The organism is Microbacterium paraoxydans, assembly GCF_018224615.1.
Lineage (GTDB): Bacteria > Actinomycetota > Actinomycetes > Actinomycetales > Microbacteriaceae > Microbacterium > Microbacterium paraoxydans_B.
Genome location: NZ_JAGTUK010000001.1, coordinates 978541 through 996438, shown reverse-complemented (window position 1 = coordinate 996438; position 17898 = coordinate 978541). Strand labels below are relative to the sequence as shown.

The 17898-nt window shown below is 71.8% G+C and carries 16 protein-coding genes and 1 riboswitch; of the genes, 11 read left to right on the top strand and 5 right to left on the bottom strand.

Going from position 1 to position 17898, the window contains the following annotated elements:
- From hpaD to KE274_RS04685, 5 genes are all read left to right on the top strand, one after another.
- Complete coding sequence (gene hpaD, locus KE274_RS04705) at positions 1 to 1167, top strand: 3,4-dihydroxyphenylacetate 2,3-dioxygenase (RefSeq protein ID WP_211541480.1); 1167 nt, start codon at positions 1 to 3, stop codon at positions 1165 to 1167.
- Positions 1168 to 1176: 9 nt separating this feature from the next.
- Entirely contained in the window at positions 1177 to 1962 is a 786-nt protein-coding gene (locus KE274_RS04700) for a fumarylacetoacetate hydrolase family protein (protein WP_211541479.1), read from the top strand.
- Entirely contained in the window at positions 1947 to 2747 is an 801-nt protein-coding gene (locus KE274_RS04695) for an aldolase/citrate lyase family protein (RefSeq protein WP_211541478.1), read from the top strand. The genes KE274_RS04700 and KE274_RS04695 overlap by 16 nt, the downstream gene beginning before the upstream one ends.
- An 80-nt stretch (positions 2748 to 2827) precedes the next feature.
- The gene (locus KE274_RS04690) at positions 2828 to 4075 is read left to right on the top strand and encodes an MFS transporter (protein ID WP_211541477.1); all 1248 of its coding nucleotides are present in this window, start codon (positions 2828 to 2830) and stop codon (positions 4073 to 4075) included.
- Positions 4076 to 4097: 22 nt separating this feature from the next.
- Positions 4098 to 4820, top strand: a complete 723-nt coding sequence (locus KE274_RS04685) for a DUF6882 domain-containing protein (RefSeq protein ID WP_211541476.1) — start codon at positions 4098 to 4100, stop codon at positions 4818 to 4820.
- Positions 4821 to 4896: 76 nt separating this feature from the next.
- Here KE274_RS04685 and KE274_RS04680 read toward each other — a convergent pair whose 3' ends face one another.
- Together KE274_RS04680 and glyA are read right to left on the bottom strand one after the other, a co-directional pair.
- Positions 4897 to 5775: a bifunctional methylenetetrahydrofolate dehydrogenase/methenyltetrahydrofolate cyclohydrolase gene (locus tag KE274_RS04680; protein WP_211541475.1), complete on the bottom strand. Its 879-nt coding sequence runs from the start codon at positions 5773 to 5775 to the stop codon at positions 4897 to 4899.
- Entirely contained in the window at positions 5772 to 7046 is a 1275-nt protein-coding gene (gene glyA / locus KE274_RS04675) for a serine hydroxymethyltransferase (protein ID WP_211541474.1), read from the bottom strand. The genes KE274_RS04680 and glyA overlap by 4 nt, the downstream gene beginning before the upstream one ends.
- A gap of 35 nt (positions 7047 to 7081) precedes the next feature.
- Positions 7082 to 7166: riboswitch (ZMP/ZTP riboswitch) on the bottom strand.
- Between the two features lie 117 nt (positions 7167 to 7283).
- Here glyA and KE274_RS04670 point away from each other — a divergent pair.
- The 6 genes from KE274_RS04670 (at position 7284) to KE274_RS04645 (ending at position 14866) form a co-directional block, all read left to right on the top strand.
- Positions 7284 to 8795, top strand: a complete 1512-nt coding sequence (locus tag KE274_RS04670; protein WP_211541473.1) for a beta-N-acetylhexosaminidase — start codon at positions 7284 to 7286, stop codon at positions 8793 to 8795.
- A complete protein-coding gene (locus tag KE274_RS04665; protein ID WP_211541472.1) occupies positions 8792 to 9964 on the top strand; it encodes an N-acetylglucosamine-6-phosphate deacetylase in 1173 nt (390 codons plus the stop codon). Before KE274_RS04670 ends, KE274_RS04665 begins: the two co-directional genes overlap by 4 nt.
- A 709-nt stretch (positions 9965 to 10673) precedes the next feature.
- Positions 10674 to 12713: a sigma-70 family RNA polymerase sigma factor gene (locus KE274_RS16635; RefSeq protein WP_211541471.1), complete on the top strand. Its 2040-nt coding sequence runs from the start codon at positions 10674 to 10676 to the stop codon at positions 12711 to 12713.
- Positions 12714 to 12722: 9 nt separating this feature from the next.
- Positions 12723 to 13094 (top strand): YrdB family protein, encoded by a 372-nt coding sequence (locus KE274_RS04655; protein WP_211541470.1) that lies wholly within the window; start codon positions 12723 to 12725, stop codon positions 13092 to 13094.
- Between the two features lie 7 nt (positions 13095 to 13101).
- On the top strand, positions 13102 to 14466 hold the full coding sequence (locus KE274_RS04650; RefSeq protein ID WP_211541469.1) for an FAD-binding oxidoreductase: 1365 nt from the start codon (positions 13102 to 13104) through the stop codon (positions 14464 to 14466).
- Entirely contained in the window at positions 14459 to 14866 is a 408-nt protein-coding gene (locus KE274_RS04645; protein ID WP_211541468.1) for an NUDIX hydrolase, read from the top strand. The genes KE274_RS04650 and KE274_RS04645 overlap by 8 nt, the downstream gene beginning before the upstream one ends.
- 7 nt (positions 14867 to 14873) lie before the next feature.
- Here the strand turns inward: KE274_RS04645 and nagB are convergent, their stop codons facing one another.
- Genes nagB through KE274_RS04630 form a run of 3 tightly spaced genes read right to left on the bottom strand, consistent with a single transcriptional unit; the run spans position 14874 to position 17830 of the window.
- A complete protein-coding gene (nagB, locus tag KE274_RS04640; protein ID WP_211541467.1) occupies positions 14874 to 15653 on the bottom strand; it encodes a glucosamine-6-phosphate deaminase in 780 nt (259 codons plus the stop codon).
- Complete coding sequence (locus KE274_RS04635) at positions 15646 to 16611, bottom strand: ROK family protein (RefSeq protein ID WP_211541466.1); 966 nt, start codon at positions 16609 to 16611, stop codon at positions 15646 to 15648. Before KE274_RS04635 ends, nagB begins: the two co-directional genes overlap by 8 nt.
- Positions 16612 to 16642: 31 nt before the next feature.
- Positions 16643 to 17830, bottom strand: coding sequence for an ROK family transcriptional regulator (locus KE274_RS04630; RefSeq protein WP_211541465.1), 1188 nt, complete (start codon positions 17828 to 17830; stop codon positions 16643 to 16645).
- Positions 17831 to 17898 lie beyond the last annotated feature (68 nt).

Sequence of the window (17898 nt, the reverse complement as noted above, 5' to 3'; positions counted from 1 at the left end):
ATGACCGACATGACCGCCAAGACCCTCACCTCCTCGGGCTACTACGTGAGCCAGGAGGCGCCGATCCAGACCGACAACCCCGTCGCGACGCCGAAGAGCACCCCGCCGGACATCCTGCGCTGCGCCTACATGGAGCTCGTGGTGACCGACCTGGCCGCCTCCCGGCAGTTCTACGTCGACATCCTCGGGCTGTACGTCACGGAGGAGGACGACGAGGCGATCTACCTGCGCTCGACCGAGGAGTTCATCCACCACAACCTCGTGCTGCGCAAGGGTCCGGTGGCCGCGGTCGCCGCGTTCTCCTACCGCGTCCGCTCGACGGAGGACCTCGACCGCGCCGTGGAGTTCTACACCGAGCTGGGCTGCGACGTGCGCCGCAACGAGAACGGCTTCGTGAAGGGCATCGGCGACTCCGTGCGCGTGGTCGACCCGCTCGGCTTCCCGTACGAGTTCTTCTACGCCACGGAGCATGTCGAGCGGCTGTCGTGGCGCTACGACCTGCACACCCCCGGCGAGCTGGTGCGCCTCGACCACTTCAACCAGGTGACGCCCGACGTGCCGCGCGCGGTGCGCCACTACCAGGACCTCGGGTTCCGCGTGACCGAGGACATCCAGGACGACGAGGGCACCGTGTACGCGGCGTGGATGCGGCGCAAGCCCACCGTGCACGACACCGCCGCGACCGGGGGCGACGGCCCCCGCATGCACCACGTCGCGTTCGCCACGCACGAGAAGCACAACATCCTCGCGATCTGCGACAAGCTCGGTGCGCTGCGCCGCTCCGACGCGATCGAGCGCGGCCCCGGCCGCCACGGCGTCTCGAACGCGTTCTACCTCTACCTGCGCGACCCCGACGGCCACCGCGTCGAGATCTACACGCAGGACTACTACACGGGCGACCCCGACAACCCGGTCGTCACGTGGGACGTGCACGACAACCAGCGCCGCGACTGGTGGGGCACGCCGGTGGTTCCGTCGTGGTACACCGATGCGTCGCTCGTGCTCGACCTCGACGGCAACCCGCAGCCCGTGGTCGCCCGCACCGACTCCAGCGAGATGGCCGTGACGATCGGCGCCGACGGCTTCTCCTACACCCGTCAGGACGAGGGCGAGGGCTCCATGCCGGAGTGGAAGCAGGGCGAATACAAGCTAGGTCACCAGCTCTAGGGGGAACGCATGCTGTCTGAGGAGACGATCGCGCAGATCGCCGCGGAGCTCGCGGAGGCCGACCGCACGCACGGCGTGATCCCGCGCATCACCGCGCGCTACCCCGAGGCGACCGTGGAGGACTCGTACGCGATCCAGGGGGTGTGGCGGGACTCGCAGGTCGCAGCCGGCCGCACCCTCGTCGGGCGCAAGATCGGGCTGACGTCGAAGGCCATGCAGCAGGCGACGGGCATCACCGAGCCCGACTACGGCGTCATGTTCGACGACACGGTGTACGAGTCCGGCGCAGAGATCCCGACCGACCACTTCTCGAACGTGCGCATCGAGGTGGAGCTGGCGTTCGTGCTCAAGGAGCCGCTCGAGGGTCCGGACTGCACGCTGGAGGACGCCCTGGCGGCGATCGACTACGCGGTGCCGGCGCTGGAGGTGCTCAACTCGCACATCGAGCTGGAGGGCCGCACGATCGTCGACACGATCAGCGACAACGCCGCGTACGGCGCGATGGTGCTGGGCACGGTGCGCAAGCGTCCGGACGAGATCGACCTGCGGTGGGTCCCCGGTGTGCTGTCGCGCAACGGCGAGATCGAGGAGACCGGGGTCGCCGCCGGCGTGCTGGGCCATCCCGCCACCGGGGTCGCGTGGCTGGCGAACAAGTTCCATCAGCACGGCGCGCGCCTGGAGGCGGGCGAGATCATCCTGGCAGGATCGTTCACACGCCCGATGTGGGTGTCGCGCGGCGACGAGGTGCTGTGCGACTACGGACCGATGGGAACCATCACATGCCGCTTCGTCTAGCCCCGTCCTTCCGTGCGCAGCTCGCCGCCGCCGACCGGCCGTTCGTCGGCATGTGGGTGTGCTCCGGCAGTCCGCTGCTGGCCGAGGTCGCCGCGGGCTCGGGGCTGGACTGGCTGCTGATCGACATGGAGCACTCCGCCAACACCCTGGAGTCGGTGCAGGTGCAGCTCCAGGCGGTCGCGGCGTACCCGGTGACCCCGCTCGTGCGGGCGCCGTTCAACGACCAGGTCGCCATCAAGCAGATCCTCGACCTCGGCGCCCAGAACCTCATCGTGCCGATGGTGTCGTCCGTCGAGGAGGCGAGGGCCGCGGTCGCCGCGACGCGCTACCCGCCGGAGGGCGTGCGCGGTGTGGGCAGCGCCCTGGCCCGCAGCGCCCGATGGAACCGCGTCGACCGCTACCTGCAGGAGTCCGCGGAGCACACCTCGCTCACGGTGCAGATCGAGACGACCGCCGGCGTGGAGGCCGCGGCCGAGATCGCGGCGGTCGACGGCGTGGATGCGGTGTTCGTCGGCCCGTCCGACCTGTCCGCGTCGATGGGACTGCTGGGTCAGCAGACGCACCCCGACGTGGTCGGCGCGGTGGAGTCGGTGTTCGCGGCCGTGCACGGTACGGGCACGCCGGTGGGCGTGAACGCGTTCGACCCCGCCGCCGCGGACGCCTACCTCGCAGCAGGTGCCGACTTCGTCGCGGTCGGAGCGGACGTGGCGCTCCTGGCCCGTGCCTCCGAGGCGCTCGCCACGCGGTTCATCGGCACGGACGGCGCCGGTCGCGCCAGCTACTGAGCCCGGAACCCGACCCGGTCGCCGGTGCGGCCGCGCGGGAGCCGTTTGCGTGATGCGATGCGGCCGGGAAGGATGAGCCGGTGCGCACACTCGCCGCGATGCAGGACCGCAACTTCCGCTGGTTCTTCCTCGCGCGCGCCATCACGATGATCACGGGGTCGATGTCGTCGATCGCGCTCGCGTTCGCGGTGCTGGAGATCGACAACGACGCCCGGTCGCTGTCCGTGGTGCTGGCCGCGTTCACGATCAGCAACATCGTGTTCGTGCTGTTCGGCGGGGTCATCGCCGACCGGCTGCCGCGCGCGCTCATCATCCAGTCCTGCTACGTGGTCGACATCCTCACGGTCGGGGCGATGGCGGCCCTGCTGTTCACGGGCACGGCGACCGTCCCCCTGCTGGCGATCCTGTCGGTGCTGAACGGCGCCTCCACGGCGTTCGTGCTCCCGGCGATGCAGGGCATCATCCCGCAGCTGACCACGCCGGAGCATCTGCAGCAGGCCAACGCGATGCTGTCGTTCGTGCGCTCGGCCGTCACGATCGGCGGGCCCGTGATCGCGGGCATCGTGGTGGCGGCCGCTGGTCCCGCCTGGGCCATGGTGGTGCAGGCCGCCGGCTGGCTGATCGCGATCCCGGTGCTCGCGCTCGTGAAGCTCCCCCCTCCGGCCCCGGCGGGCGGCACCACGATGTTCCACGACCTGCGGGTGGGGTGGCACGAGTTCTGGAGCCGCAGCTGGCTGTGGACGATCGTGCTGGCCTTCATGGTCATGAACGCGATCCACGTGGGTGCGTGGGGTGTGGTGGGGCCGTACATCGCCAAGAACGACGACCGGCTCGGCATCACCGGGTGGGGCTGGGTGCTCAGCGCCGAGGGCGTCGGCGTGCTGCTGATGACGCTGCTGCTGATGTGGGTGCCGCTGCGCCGCCCGCTGCGGTACGGGATGATCGGCATGGCCGCGTTCGCGATCCCGCTCACGGTGCTCGGCGTGCATCCCGGGGTGGTGCTGCTGGCGATGGCCGCGTTCCTCGCCGGTGCGGGTGCCGAGGTGTTCGCCACCGGGTGGAACCTCGCGATGATGGAGAACGTGCCGGGCGAGAAGCTGTCGCGGGTCGCCAGCTACGACATGCTCGGCAGCTTCGTGGTGATGCCGGTCGGCACGCTCGTGTACGGCTGGCTGATCTCGCATGCCGACCCCTCCACCGTGCTGGTCACGTCGGGGGTGCTGTACGCGGTGATCGCTCTCGCGACTCTCGCGGTGCCGAGCGTCTGGCGGATGGGACGGCCCGCGTCGGCGGTCGCCCCGGCGCACGCGGAACTGGCGGATTCATAGCAATCCCGGGGAGACTGGGGGCATGACCTTCGCCGCCCTCCAGCCGCTCGCCGACCGTGCCGCCCTGTTCACCGCGCTCCGCCAGGACGCCCTCTCCGCGGCGGCGGATGCACTCGGCGAGCACCGCTGGGACGCCGATCTCGCGGCCGGCACGCTGACCTTCACCGCGAACGCCGACCCGGCGCGTCAGCTGGTGACCCGTGCGCACCTCGTCGCCACGATCGCCCCCGGTCCGCGCTCGCTGCTGTGGGCCTGGGCGCACCCACAGGGCGACCCGCAGGGTGTCGCGTCTCAGTTGCGCGCATACGGCACCGAGCACGGGGTCGCCGAGCTGACCGCACCGGAGGTGCCCTTCCCGGCCGAGGCGTCGGGCGATGCCGACTGGATCGCGCAGGCGGCGCACACGGTCGGCGGGGTCGCGGTCGAGCTCACCGGGCGCTCCCCCTACTACTCCGCACCGGTCGACGGCGGCACGCGCGCGGTGTTCCTTCTCGACGCGCCGCTGGCCCCGCTTACGGTCGCCGACGCCGTGGTGGCTCTGCCGCGCGTGCTCTCGGGAACGGCGCTGCCCGACGCGCGCACCTCGGTCTGGGACCTCGCGCGGCTGGCGGGCTGGACGCTCACGTGGACGGATGCATCGTTCTCCGGCGCCACCGTGGTCGACACGAGCGGCACCGCCACGTTCCGTTTCGACGAGCAGGCGCGCATCAGCGGCGTGGAGAGCGCGCTGCACGCGCAGGGCTGACCGCGCACGCAGAACGCCGCGGCACTCGCCAGGAGTGCCGCGGCGTTCTGCGTCGGGTCGGCGGGAAGAGAACGGGTCAGACCGCCCGCTCGGCCGCCTCCACCACGTTGGTCATGAGCAGCGCGACGGTCATGGGGCCGACGCCGCCCGGGTTGGGCGACAGGTAGCCGGCGACCTCGGCGACATCGGGCGCGACATCGCCGAACACGAGGCTCTTGCCGGTCTCGGGGTCGGTCTCGCGCGTCACGCCCACGTCGAGCACCGCGGCGCCCGGCTTCACGTCCTCCGCACGGATCAGGTGCTTCACGCCCGCGGCAGCCACGATCACGTCGGCCTCACGCAGGTAGCGCGGCATGTCGACTGTGCCGGTGTGGGTGAGCGTGACCGTGGCGTTGAGGTCACGACGGGTCAGCAGCAGCCCGATCGACCGCCCGATGGTCACGCCGCGGCCGACCACGACCACGTGCTTGCCGTGCAGGTCGTAGCCGTTGCGGAGCAGCAGCTCGATCACGCCGCGCGGCGTGCACGGCAGCGGGGTGTGGATGGGCGCGTTGACGTTGAGCACCAGGCGGCCGAGGTTGGTCGGGTGCAGGCCGTCGGCGTCCTTCGCCGGGTCGATGCGCTCCAGGATCGCGTCCGTGTCGAGGTGCTTCGGCAGCGGCAGCTGCACGATGTAGCCGTGGCACGCGGGGTCGGCGTTGAGCTCGTCGATCAGCGCTTCCACGTCGGCCTGGGTCGCCTCGGCCGGCAGTTCCCGCTGGATCGAGTTCATGCCGATCGCCTCGGACTGGCGGTGCTTCATGCCCACGTAGAGCTGCGACGCGGGGTCGGCGCCCACGAGCACGGTCGCGATACCGGGCGTGACGCCCTTGGCCTTGAGCGCCGCGACCCGCTCGGTCAGCTCGGCGCGGATCTCGGCGGCTGCAGCCTTCCCGTCGAGGACGACCGCGGTCACTGCTGCAGGTCCGGGTAGAGCGGGAACGCGGCGGCGAGCGCGTCCACGCGGGCACGCAGCGCGTCGACGTCGGCGCCGGGCAGCAGCGCGAGCGCGATGATGTCGGCCACCTCGGTGAACTCGGCATCGCCGAAGCCGCGGGTCGCCAGGGCGGGGGTGCCGATGCGCAGACCCGAGGTCACCATCGGCGGGCGCGGGTCGTTCGGCACGGCGTTGCGGTTCACGGTGATGTGGATGTCGTGCAGGAGATCCTCGGCCTGCTTGCCGTCGATCTCGGCATCGCGCAGGTCGACCAGCACCAGGTGCACGTCGGTACCGCCCGAGCGCACCGCGATGCCCGCGTCCTTCACGTCCTGCTGCGACAGGCGCTCTGCGATCAGGGCGGCGCCGCGGAGCACGCGCTCCTGGCGCTCCTTGAACTCGGGGGTGCCGGCGAGCTTGAACGCGGTGGCCTTCGCGGCGATCACGTGCATGAGCGGCCCGCCCTGCTGCCCGGGGAACACGGCGCTGTTGATCTTCTTGGCGATGTCGGCGTCGTTGGTGAGGATGAAGCCGGAGCGCGGGCCGCCGATGGTCTTGTGCACGGTCGAGGAGACGACGTGCGCGTGCGGCACCGGGTTCGGGTGCAGGCCGGCGGCGACCAGACCGGCGAAGTGCGCCATGTCGACCCAGAGAAGTGCGCCGACCTCGTCGGCGATCGCGCGGAAGGCGGCGAAGTCCATGGTGCGCGGGTACGCCGACCACCCGGCGATGATCACCTTGGGCTTGTGCTCGAGCGCGAGGCGGCGCACCTCGTCCATGTCGATCGTGGAGGTCTCGGGGTTCACGCCGTAGGCGACGATGTCGTACAGACGGCCGGAGAAGTTGATCTTCATGCCGTGCGTGAGGTGGCCGCCCTGGTCGAGGGAGAGGCCGAGGAGCGTGTCGCCGGGGCGGGCGATCGCGTGCAGCACGGCCGCGTTGGCGGAGGCTCCGGAGTGGGGCTGGACGTTGGCGAACTCGGCGCCGAACAGGTCCTTCGCGCGCTGGATCGCGAGTTCCTCCGCGACGTCGACCTCTTCGCAGCCGCCGTAGTAGCGACGACCCGGGTACCCCTCGGCGTACTTGTTGGTGAGCACGGAGCCCTGCGACTGGAGCACCGAGACGGGGGCGAAGTTCTCCGAGGCGATCATCTCGAGGAAGGTCTGCTGACGCTTCAGCTCGCGGTCGAGGACCTGGGCGATCTCCGGGTCGACCTCGGCGAGCGGGGCGTTGAAGTAACGGTCGGTCATGACGTGCTCCTTTGACGACGGATTCGAGGGGTGTTCGCATCGGCCCAGGCGCGCGGTCGAATTCCGTGGTCAGTCGCTCCCCGGTGGTAGTCCACCCAGACGCCAGTCGCGACGGTTACGAGCATAGCGGATCGCCGACCCCGCACCGAGCGCCGCGGTCGGGTGCCATCGACCGCCGTACAGAATCGTTTCGATTCCCCTGTTCCCTTGGCCGGTCGTGCCCGGTAGGTTTTGTTCATGGTCCTTCCTCTCGAGCTTCCTCTCGTGCCCGCCCCCGTCTCCGCCACCGTCGGCGAAGGACGTCTCGCGGTCACCGCGTCCTCCCGCATCCGCGGCACCTCCCGCGCCGTCGCGCAGCTCGCCGACGCGGTGGAGCGCCGCACCGGCCTGCAGCTGGACACGGCCGCCGACGGCCCCGCCGACATCGAGCTGCGGGTGGACTCCGCCGTCGCGGACCCGGAGGGCTACACCCTGCAGATCGGCGAGCGCGTGGTCCTCACCGGTGCCGACGAGGCCGGGCTCTTCTACGGCGTGCAGTCGCTGCTGCAGCTGCTCCGCGAGGAGGAGGACGGCTGGGGTCTGCCGCACGTCGAGATCGCGGATGCCCCGCGGTTCGCCCGGCGCGGCGTCATGCTCGACGTGGCCCGCCACTTCTTCGGGGTGGACGACGTGAAGCGCTTCATCGACAGCACGAGCGCGCTGAAGTACAACCACCTGCACCTGCACCTGAGCGACGACCAGGGCTGGCGGGTGCACATCGACGCCTGGCCGCTGCTGACCGAGCGCGCCGCGTCCACCTCCGTCGACGGCCACCCCGGCGGGTTCTACACCAAGGACGACTACCGCGAGATCGTCGCCCACGCGGCCTCGCGGCACATGATCGTGATCCCCGAGATCGACCTGCCCGGTCACACGCACGCCATCGGCGTCGCCTACCCGGAGCTCGTCGAGGAGCCGGTCCTGAACGACAACCTGATCTCCGAGTCCGCGCGCCTGGGACAGCCGCTGCCGGTCGCCGGCGAGACCTACCTCGGCTGGGGTGTCGGCCACTCGAGCGTGCGCATCCATGAGGAGCGCACCTACGACTTCGTGCGCGACGTCGTCCGCGAACTGGCCGAGCTGACGCCGGGGCCGTACATCCACATCGGCGGCGACGAGTCGCTCGGCACACCGCAGGCCGACTTCGACCTGTTCGCGGAGCGGGCGACCGCGATCGTCGTGGCGGAGGGGAAGATCCCCGTCGCGTGGCACGAGATGGGTTCCGCCGCGAACATCGCCGAGGGGACCGTCGGCCAGTACTGGGGCAAGACCACCCCGGAGGGCACGCACGCCGAGGAGGCCGCGCACTTCGTCGAGCGCGGCGGCGCGCTGATCATGTCGGCCGCGAACGTGACGTATCTCGACATGAAGTACACCGAGGACTTCCCGCTCGGCCTCACGTGGGCCGCGATCATCGACGTGCGCTCCGCCTACGAATGGGAGCCGACCGCGGTGCTCGACGTGCCCGAGTCGGCGATCCTCGGCGTCGAGGCTCCGCTCTGGTCGGAGACCACCCGCACGCTCGACCAGGTCGAGCAGCTGGTGTTCCCGCGCGCGGCAGCACAGGCCGAGGTGGCGTGGTCGCCGCGCGACGGCGCTGGCCGCAGCTGGGAGTCATTCCGCGTGCGGGTCGGACGGCTCGCGCCGCTGTGGAAGGCTGAGGGGGTCGATTTCCACCCCGCCGCTGACATTCCCTGGAGCGAACGTTGACCACCCACTCCTCCGCGACCGGCTCGCTGGTCGTCCACTCCGCCCGCCTCGTCGACCGCGGTGAGGCCGTCGACGACGGCTGGGTCCGCATCGAGGACGGTGTCGTCGTCTCGCGCGGAACCGGCTCGGACTGGGAGCCCGCGGACGAGGTCGTCGATGCCGCGGAGGTCGCCGGACCCGGGGCGCTGCTCACCCCCGGCTTCATCGACATCCACGGCCACGGCGGCGCGGGGGCCGCCTACGACGACGGCATCGACGCGATCCGCACCGGTCGAGACCTGCACCGCGCCCACGGCACGACCCGCGCGGTGATCTCGCTCGTGACCGGGACGCTGGACGCGCTGGCGCGCAGCGTCGCGACGATCGCCGACCTCACCGAGACCGACGTCGACGTGCTCGGCTCGCACCTCGAGGGCCCGTTCCTCGACCCCGGTCACCACGGGGCGCACGAGCCGTCGCTGCTGCGGCACCCCGCCGAGCGGGACGTGGCGCGGCTGCTCGACGCCGGCCGAGGCACCGTCCGCCAGGTGACGATCGCGCCGGAGCTGCCGGGCGGCCTCGACGCCGTGCGGCAGATCGTCGCGGCGGGAGCCGCAGCCGCGGTGGGCCACACGGACGCGGACGCCGAGATGGCGGTCGCTGCCTTCGAGGCCGGCGCGTCGATCCTCACGCATGCGTTCAACGCGATGCCCGGTATCCACCATCGCGCTCCCGGGCCCGTGCTCGCCGCGGCCGCGGACCACCGGGTGATCCTCGAGGCGATCGCGGACGACATCCACCTCGACCCCACGGTCGTGAAGCTCGTGTTCGACGCCGCTCCGACCAGGGTCGCGCTGATCACCGACGCGATGGCCGCCGCGGGAAGCGCCGACGGACACTACGACCTCGGAGCCGTCCGCGTGACGGTGCTCGACGGAGTGGCGCGCGCGGATGACACGGGCTCCATCGCCGGCTCGACGCTCACGCAGGACGTGGCGCTGCAGCGCGCCGTGCGGGCGGGGGTGCCGCTGGCGGAAGCGGTGCGCGCGCTCACCGAGACGCCGGCACGGGCGGTGGGGCGCGATGCCCAGCTCGGCGCGCTGCGCAGCGGGATGCTCGGCGACGCCGTGCTGCTCGACGCGAGCCTGCGCGTCGCGCGGGTCTGGACGGGCCAGGCGCTGTCCGCCTAGAAGGACAGCACTCCGCGCGACGCGCAGCGCTGCGGCCTCCGATCGAACAGGTGGGAGAAGCGCGCCGGACTCCCCAGATCGGCGACGGTCTCCCCCGAAGAGCGGGGTGGTGGGCCGCCGTTCTCCCCAGATCGGCGGCCCCTCTCCCGTAGCGGAAAAGACCCTCGCCGGACTCCCCAGATCGGCGATCGTCTCTCCCGTAGAGCGGAAGAGACCCTCGCCAAACTCCCCAGATCGGCGATCGTCTCTCCCATAGAGCGGAAGAGACCCTCGCCGGACTCCCCAGATCGGCGATCGTCTCTCCCATGGAGCGGGGTGGAGGGCCGCCGTCTTTCCAGATCGGCGGCCCCGTTCCCTCCCGTGTCGAGCGGGCGGGGCCGAGGGCTCCTCCCCCGAGGACCTCGACCCGTTCCCTGATGCAGAACCCCCCGCATCAGAGCCTGAACCCCGCCCCCCGGTGGAGTTCATGTGGCTGTCTCTACGGGATGAGACGAGCTCGGGCGCGGTTCATTACGCGACTTTGGAAAAAGTTTTGCGGCGCACCCGTCCACTGAAAGCCGCATGGCAGAAGCCGATGGATCTCCTTCGAGTCATGGCCGAGGGGTGGCCATATCACGTGTTTCGCGGGAGAATCTGTTAACCGCGTAATAAGACGCGCGCTCGCGCGTCTCTTCTCCCGAGGGCCGATCCGCGCCCCGGGGACCAATGGATGATTGTGCACCGAGAGAACACCACACCAGACGAGCCCATCGGCGATGCCGACCTGATCCTCCGCACCCGCTCCGGCGACACGGGGGCCTTCGGGGAACTCTGGAAGCGTCACTATCCGTCCGGCATCGCCGTGGCACGGTCCGTGACCTCGTCGATCGATCCCGACGATCTGGTGCAGGAGGCGTACACGCGCATCTACCAGGCGATCACCAAGGGCGGCGGACCCAACGGATCGTTCCGCGCCTATCTGTTCACGAGCATCCGCAACACCGCGGCCGCGTGGGGTCGCTCGCGCCGCGAGACCGCGATCGACGAGCTCGACACGGTCGCCGACCCCGACAGCACGGAACACGCGTCGAACGAGGCACTCGACCGCAGCCTGACCGCTCAGGCGTTCCGGAGCCTGCCCTCCCGGTGGCAGGAGGTGCTCTGGTACACCGAGATCGAGCAGATGAAGCCGCAGGAGGTCGCGCCGCTGCTCGGCATGAAGGCGGGCGCCGTCTCGCAGCTCGCGTTCCGCGCCCGGGAGGGTCTGCGCGAAGCGTGGATCCAGGCGCACCTGCGCAGCGCCACCCCCGGGTCGGACTGCCAGTGGACGATCGAGCACCTGGGCGCCTACTCGCGCGGCAACCTCGGCACACGCGACCACAAGCGCCTCGAGCTGCACCTCGACGAGTGCGCGCGCTGCATGATCGTCGCGGCCGAAGCCAAGGACGTGTCGAAGCGCCTGGCCCTCGTCATGCTTCCGCTGGTGCTCGGCGTCGCCGGCGCCGGCGGCTACCTCGCCACCCTTCAGGGCGGCGGAGCCCCGATCGTCGCCATGGCGGCCATGCCGTCGAGCATCGCCGGCGGCGTGCTGATCGGCGACGGGGGCACGGGCCACGCCGCGACCGGCGTCGCCGCGTCCGGCTCCGGAGCTTCCGGTGGATCGGGCTCGGCCGGCGGAACCGGTGGAGCGTCCGGCTCGGGCGGCGCCTTCACCAGCATGGGCGCCCTGGTCGGTGCAGGATCGGCGGCGCTGGTCGTGGCCGGCGTGGTGACAGCTGCGGCGATCGTTCCCGGGCTCGCGGGCGCCAACCCTGCCACGTCGCTTCCGAGCGCTGCCGACAGCGACCCGTCGTCCATCACGACGGACATCGCCCCCGACTCCTCGCTCGGCCTGGATCAGCCGGTCGTGATCGAGGCGCCGGCCGAGGAGCCGCCCGCTCCCCCGGCGGAAGAAGCGCCCGCACCGCAGCCGACCGAGCAGTCGGGCACGGTCGTCACTCCGCCGTCGGTGCCGGTCGTCCCCGTGGCCCCGCCCGAGGAGGCCGGACCCACGGATCCGACCACCCCGACGGACCCGACCGACCCGACGGACCCGACCGACCCCACGGACCCGACCGACCCCACGGACCCGACCGACCCGACCGACCCCACCGACCCGGTGGATCCGGTCGAGCCGGCGATGCCGACCGAGGGCCCGCAGTGGAGCACCGCGACGATCGTCTTCACCGGCATCCAGCTGCACTACCGCGTGCCCGTCTCCGGTGCTCCGGGACTCCAGGTCGAAGCACTGATCGATGGCGCCACGGGTGGCGGCGACAGCATCACGCTCGACGAGGCCGGCGCAGGCACGATCGACCTCCGCCCCACGGCCCGCCAGCTGTGGCATGCCGACACGACCACGGTCACCTTCCGCTACGTGTTCGCCGAGGGCCCCGGCCCCGCCACCGACACCACGCTGCTGTCGCTGGCGGTCGATTCGCCCGCCGACGTGGCTCCGGTCGAGCCCGCGGCCGACGCCGCTCCCGCTCCGGACACCGCGCCGGTCGAGGCCGCGCTCGCGCCCGCTCCGGTCGAGGCCGCGCCCGCCCCGGCTGCAGCCCCGGTCGAGCCCGCGCCCGCCCCGGCTCCTGCTCCGGTCGAGCCCGCGCCCGCCCCGGCTCCGGCTCCGGTCGAGCCCGCTCCGGCCGCGGCGGCAGCGCCGGTCGAGACGGCGGCCGCGCTCGCGGAGCCCGTGGCTGCGGCGGCCGAGGGCGCGACGATCGCCGAATAGACTGGAGTCATGACTCCGGATCCCGCCCCCGTCCCCGGCGTCGAACGTCCGGCGCTCACCGCGCTCGACCTCGTGCGCGTCGTCGTCCTGATCGCGGCGATCGCGTCCCTCGCGCTCTGGGGCTTCGCGAGCTGGGACCTTCCGTGGAACATCGTGATCGGCATCGGCGCCCCGGTCACGGCTCTGCTGCTGTGGGCGCTGTTCCTCTCGCCCCGCCCCGTGCTGCGCGTCCACCCGTTCCTTCGCGCGCTCGTCGAACTCCTGATCTACGTCGGCGTCACGCTCGCGTGGTGGTCCATGGGCCAGGCGCTGATCGGCACCGCGTTCGCCCTCGTGGCCGTGGTCGCCGGTGTCCTCAGCGGGCGTCGCGCCCTGTCGTGAGCGCGTCGTGAGCGTCGTCTCGCTGCTGCAGGCCGCGCTCGGCGCGCTCGTCGACACCAGCGAGGAGGCGCGCGAACGGGCCCGCTCCGACCGCTCGGGTCACGCGGCGGCCGGTCGTCCGCTGGCGGTCGTACACGCCGAGCGCGTGGAGCACGTGCAGGAGACCATGCGCATCGCCACTGCGACCCGCACTCCGGTGGTCGTCCGCGGCGCCGGCACCGGACTCGCCGGGGCGGCCAACGCGGGCGAGGGCGAGATCGTCCTGTCGCTGCGACGCATGACCGCCATCCACGAGGTGCGCCCCGACGACCTGCTGGCGGTGGTGGAGCCCGGGATCCTCAACGCGGAGCTCAACGCGCATCTCGCGTCCTTCGGCCTGTGGTGGGCTCCCGACCCGGCCAGCCGCGACATCTCGACCGTCGGCGGCAACATCGCCACGGGCGCGGGCGGCCTGCTCTGCGCCAAGTACGGGGTGGTGCGCGACGCCGTGCTGGGCGTCGATCTGGTGCTCGCCGACGGGCGGCTCCTGCACCTGGGCCACCGCAGCGTGAAGGGCGTCACGGGCCTCGACCTCACCGCGCTCGTGGTGGGTTCGGAGGGCATCCTGGGGGTCGTGGTCGGTGCGACCCTCAAGCTGCGACGGCTCGTGCCCGGCGAGACCTGCACCGTCACGGCGACCTTCCCCGGGGTGCGGGCCGCAGCCGCAGCCTCGGCCGCCGTAACCGCCGCGGGCGTGCAACCCGCGATCATGGAGCTCATGGACGCCCCGAGCCTCGCGGCCGTGCACGCCCTGCTCGACCTCCCGGCGCCCACTCCCGGTGCCGCGCAGCTGACCATCCAGACCGATGGCCCGGCGGCCGCCGTCGAGGCCGACGCGATCGCCACCATCCTGCGCGCCAACCAGGGCGTCACCGAGGTGTCGCACGACCACGCCGAGGGCGAGCGCCTGCTCGCGATCCGCCGGTCCATGCACGCCGCGATGGCCTCCCTCGGCACGACCCTCATCGAAGACGTGTCGGTGCCGCGCAGCGCCATGCCGGCGATGTTCGACGAGATCGCCCGCATCGAGCGCGAGTACGGGCTGGTGATCCCGACGGTCGCACATGCCGGTGATGGGAACCTGCACCCGAACTTCGTGTTCGAGGGAACGGAGACCCCGGCGCACGTCTGGGCCGCCGCCGACGAGCTGTTCCGCGCGGCGATCCGCCTGGGTGGCACGCTCACGGGCGAGCACGGCATCGGGGTGCTCAAGCGGCGCTGGCTCGCGGAGGAGCTCGGCGACGACCAGTGGCGGCTGCAGCGCGACATCGCCGCCGTCTTCGATCCCCTCGGGATCCTCAACCCAGGGAAGGTGTTCGTGCCCGATGCCTGACATCCACGTGAGCGCGGCCGTGATCGTCGACGACGAGGGCCGCGTGCTGGTCGTGCGCAAGCACGGCACCACCCGGTTCATGCAGCCCGGAGGCAAGCCGGAACCAGGCGAGACCCCGGCGCAGACGCTGATCCGCGAGCTCCAGGAAGAGCTCGGCCTGGAACTTCTCGAGACCCAGCTCCGGCCGCTGGGCCGGTTCGTGTCCGCCGCGGCGAACGAACCCGGTCACCGGGTCGTCGCGGACGCGTTCGCCGCCTCGATCGATCCGGCCGGGCTCCGGGTACAGGCCGAGCTCGCCGAACTCCGGTGGATCACCCCGGCCGAGGCGGAGACGCTGCCGCTCGCACCGCTGAGCGTGGAGCACCTGCTCCCGCTCGCGTGGCCGGCCGGAGCCCGGTGAACCGGGATCAGATGCCCTGCCAGGCCGGCTTGTTGGCGAACGTGTAGCGGTAGTAGTCCGCGAGCTTCAGCCGGGATGCGGCGGCCTCATCGACCACGATCGTGGCGTGCGGGTGCAGCTGGATGGCCGAGCCGGGCAGGAGGGCCGTGAGCGGCCCCTCCACCGCACCGGCGACAGCCTCCGCCTTGCCCTCGCCGAAGGCGAGGAGCACGAGGTGCCGTGCCTGCAGGATCGTGCCGAGGCCCTGCGTGATGCAGTGCATCGGGACGTCGTCGATCGAGTCGAAGAAGCGGGCGTTGTCCTCGCGCGTCTGCTCCGTGAGCGTCTTGACGCGGGTCCGCGAGGCGAAGGACGAGCCGGGCTCGTTGAACCCGATGTGCCCGTCGGTGCCGATGCCGAGGATCTGCAGGTCGACGCCGCCCGCCGCCTGGATCGCCGCCTCGTAGTCCTCCCCCGCGTGCTGGATGGTCGCCTCGGCACCATTGGGCACGTGGATGCGCTGCGGGTCGAGGCCCAGCGGCTCCACGACCTCGCGCGTGATCACCGAGCGGTAGCTCTCGGGGTGGGCGGGGTCGATGCCGACGTACTCGTCGAGAGCGAAGCCCCGCACCTGCGACACATCGCGGCCCGCGAGCTGGGTGCGCAGGGCCTGGTACACCGGCAGCGGGGTGGAGCCCGTGGCGAGGCCGAGCACGGCGTCGGGGCGACGGTCGATCAGTTCCACGATCTCGGTGGCGACCAGCGCGCCGGCGGCCTCGGGACTCTCGACGATGACGACCTCAGCCATGCGGAACGATCTCCTTCTCAGAAATGGATGCGCCCACCAGAGCGGCGCCGAGAGCGGCGGCGGGGGAACCCGCGGGGAGCAGTTCGATTCTCTCATCCAGGCGCAGCGACCTCGCGAACGGTGACGCCTCGGCACCGGCGTGCAGAGCCGCTCGGATGCCGTCGTCGAGACGGCTCCCCATCGCGGTCAGACCGCCCCCGATCACCACGGTCTCGACGTCTGCCGACAGCACGAGCACGCGCACCGCGGCCGCCGCCCCGAAGAAGAGGTCGTCGCGCAGCGCCACCCCGAGCGGGTCACCGGCATCGGCCGCGTCGAAGATGTCCCTGACCGGCAGGGCGCCCGGCCTGCCCCATGCCTTGGCGAGTGCGCCGCCGCCGCAGAACGTCTCGACGCAGCCGCGCTGTCCGCAGCCGCAGAGCCGTCCGTGCGGATCGACCGAGATGTGGCCGACCTCGCCCGCGGTTCCGCGCGCGCCGCGCCAGATGCGACCGTCGATGACGATGCCGGCGGCGACGCCCGTGCCGAGGTTCAGGTAGGCCATCGAGCCGCTCACTCCGCTGAGCACGGCGGCTCCGAGCGCGGCGGCCTTGACGTCGTTCTCGACCCGGAACGGCACGCCGAGCGACCGCTCCGCACGCTCGGCGAGGTCGAGCGACTCGACGCCGAGGTTGACCGCGTGCACCACGCGCCCGGCGTCCGCATCGACCAGCCCGGGGATGCCCACACCCACCGAGCCGACGGCGGACAGCGGCACCCCGGTCTCGTCGGCGAGCGCGGCGACGGTCGACACGATGCTGTCGACGACCGCCTCCTCGCCCCAGCCGGTGGCGCGTCGCAGGCGTCCGAGGATCTCGCCTGCCGGATCGATCGCGACGGCGTCGATCTTGGTCCCGCCGACGTCCAGCCCAACACGAATCGGCCGACCGTCGAGGTCGGCGGCTGCGGTTCCGGTCATCGGATGCCGGTCTCGGTCGTGGTCGCGGAGATCACGACACCCCCAGCTGCCCGGAGAGGACCATGACGGCGGCCCCGCGGAGCACGATGTCGTCCTGGTGCGTGAGCCGCACCATCACGTCTTCGAACACGCCCTCCAGGGTCCGCGCGTGCAGCGTCTCCACGGCAGCGTCGATCAGCGTGCCGTCGAGCAGTTCCGCCGGACCGGACAGCACCACTTCGGACAGGTCGAGGGCGGCGACGATGGGGGCGATCGCGATCGCCATGCGGGTGCCGGAGTCGCGCAGGATCTCCTCGCGCGCCGCGGGGTCGGCGTCGAGCGCCTCGCGCATGCGGCTGACGCTGAGCCAGGCCTCGAGGCAGCCGATCTTGCCGCAGGCGCAGCGCGGCCCGCCGTCGGTGCCGACCACGACGTGGCCGATCTCGCCCGCGGCGAAGCGACTGCCCAGCAGCGGCTGACTGCCGGTGATGAGACCGGCGCCCACGCCTCGGCCGATCTTGATCAGCATGAAGTCGGCCTTCGCGTCGCCGAACGTGTACTCGGCGAGGACAGCGGCGTTCGCATCGTTGCGCGCGAGCACCGGCAGGTCGAGTTCGGCGCCGAGCTTCGCCTCGAGCGGGAAGTCGGTCCAGCCGAGGTTGGGCGAGCTGAGCACCACGCCGTCCGGGCGCACGACACCCGGGGTGCCGATGCCGACGCCGAGCACGGGTCGGGTGGCAGCGTCGACGAGACTCTGCGCGAGCTGGCGGAGGGCGGCGTAGGCGGCGTCGCCGTCGGGCGTCTCGGGCCGGGGCACCTGGCGCCGCTCGAGCACGTCGCCGTCCAGGCTCAGGACGGCACCCTCGAACGCGTTGGGGCCGGACAGGTCGAGGCCCACGATCTGGTGTCCGGCGCGGTCGATGTCGATCAGGATGGGGGGCTTCCCCGGGCCGACAGCCTCGCGCACGCCCATCTCGATCACGATGCCGTCGGCGATGAACTCGGCGACGAGGTCGGAGATGGTGACGCGGGTCAGCCCGGTCTCCCGGGAGAGGTCGGCGCGACTCATGGCGCCCGAGTGGTAGAGCGTCTGCAGCACGAGGGCGCGGTTGTGGCCGCGCGCGTGCTCCGGCAGCACCTTGGTGCGCGAGCGCAGGTGCCGCGCGGGCCCGAAGGCGTGCGCGTTCGCGGCGACGAAGTCGGTCGTCGCCGCGGGGCGCTGATCATCCGAAACGGACATGTTTGTTAGTAGACCTTACGAACAAAAATTGCGCAACCTCTGCCCGCGGGGCCGCGGCCAGGGTTACC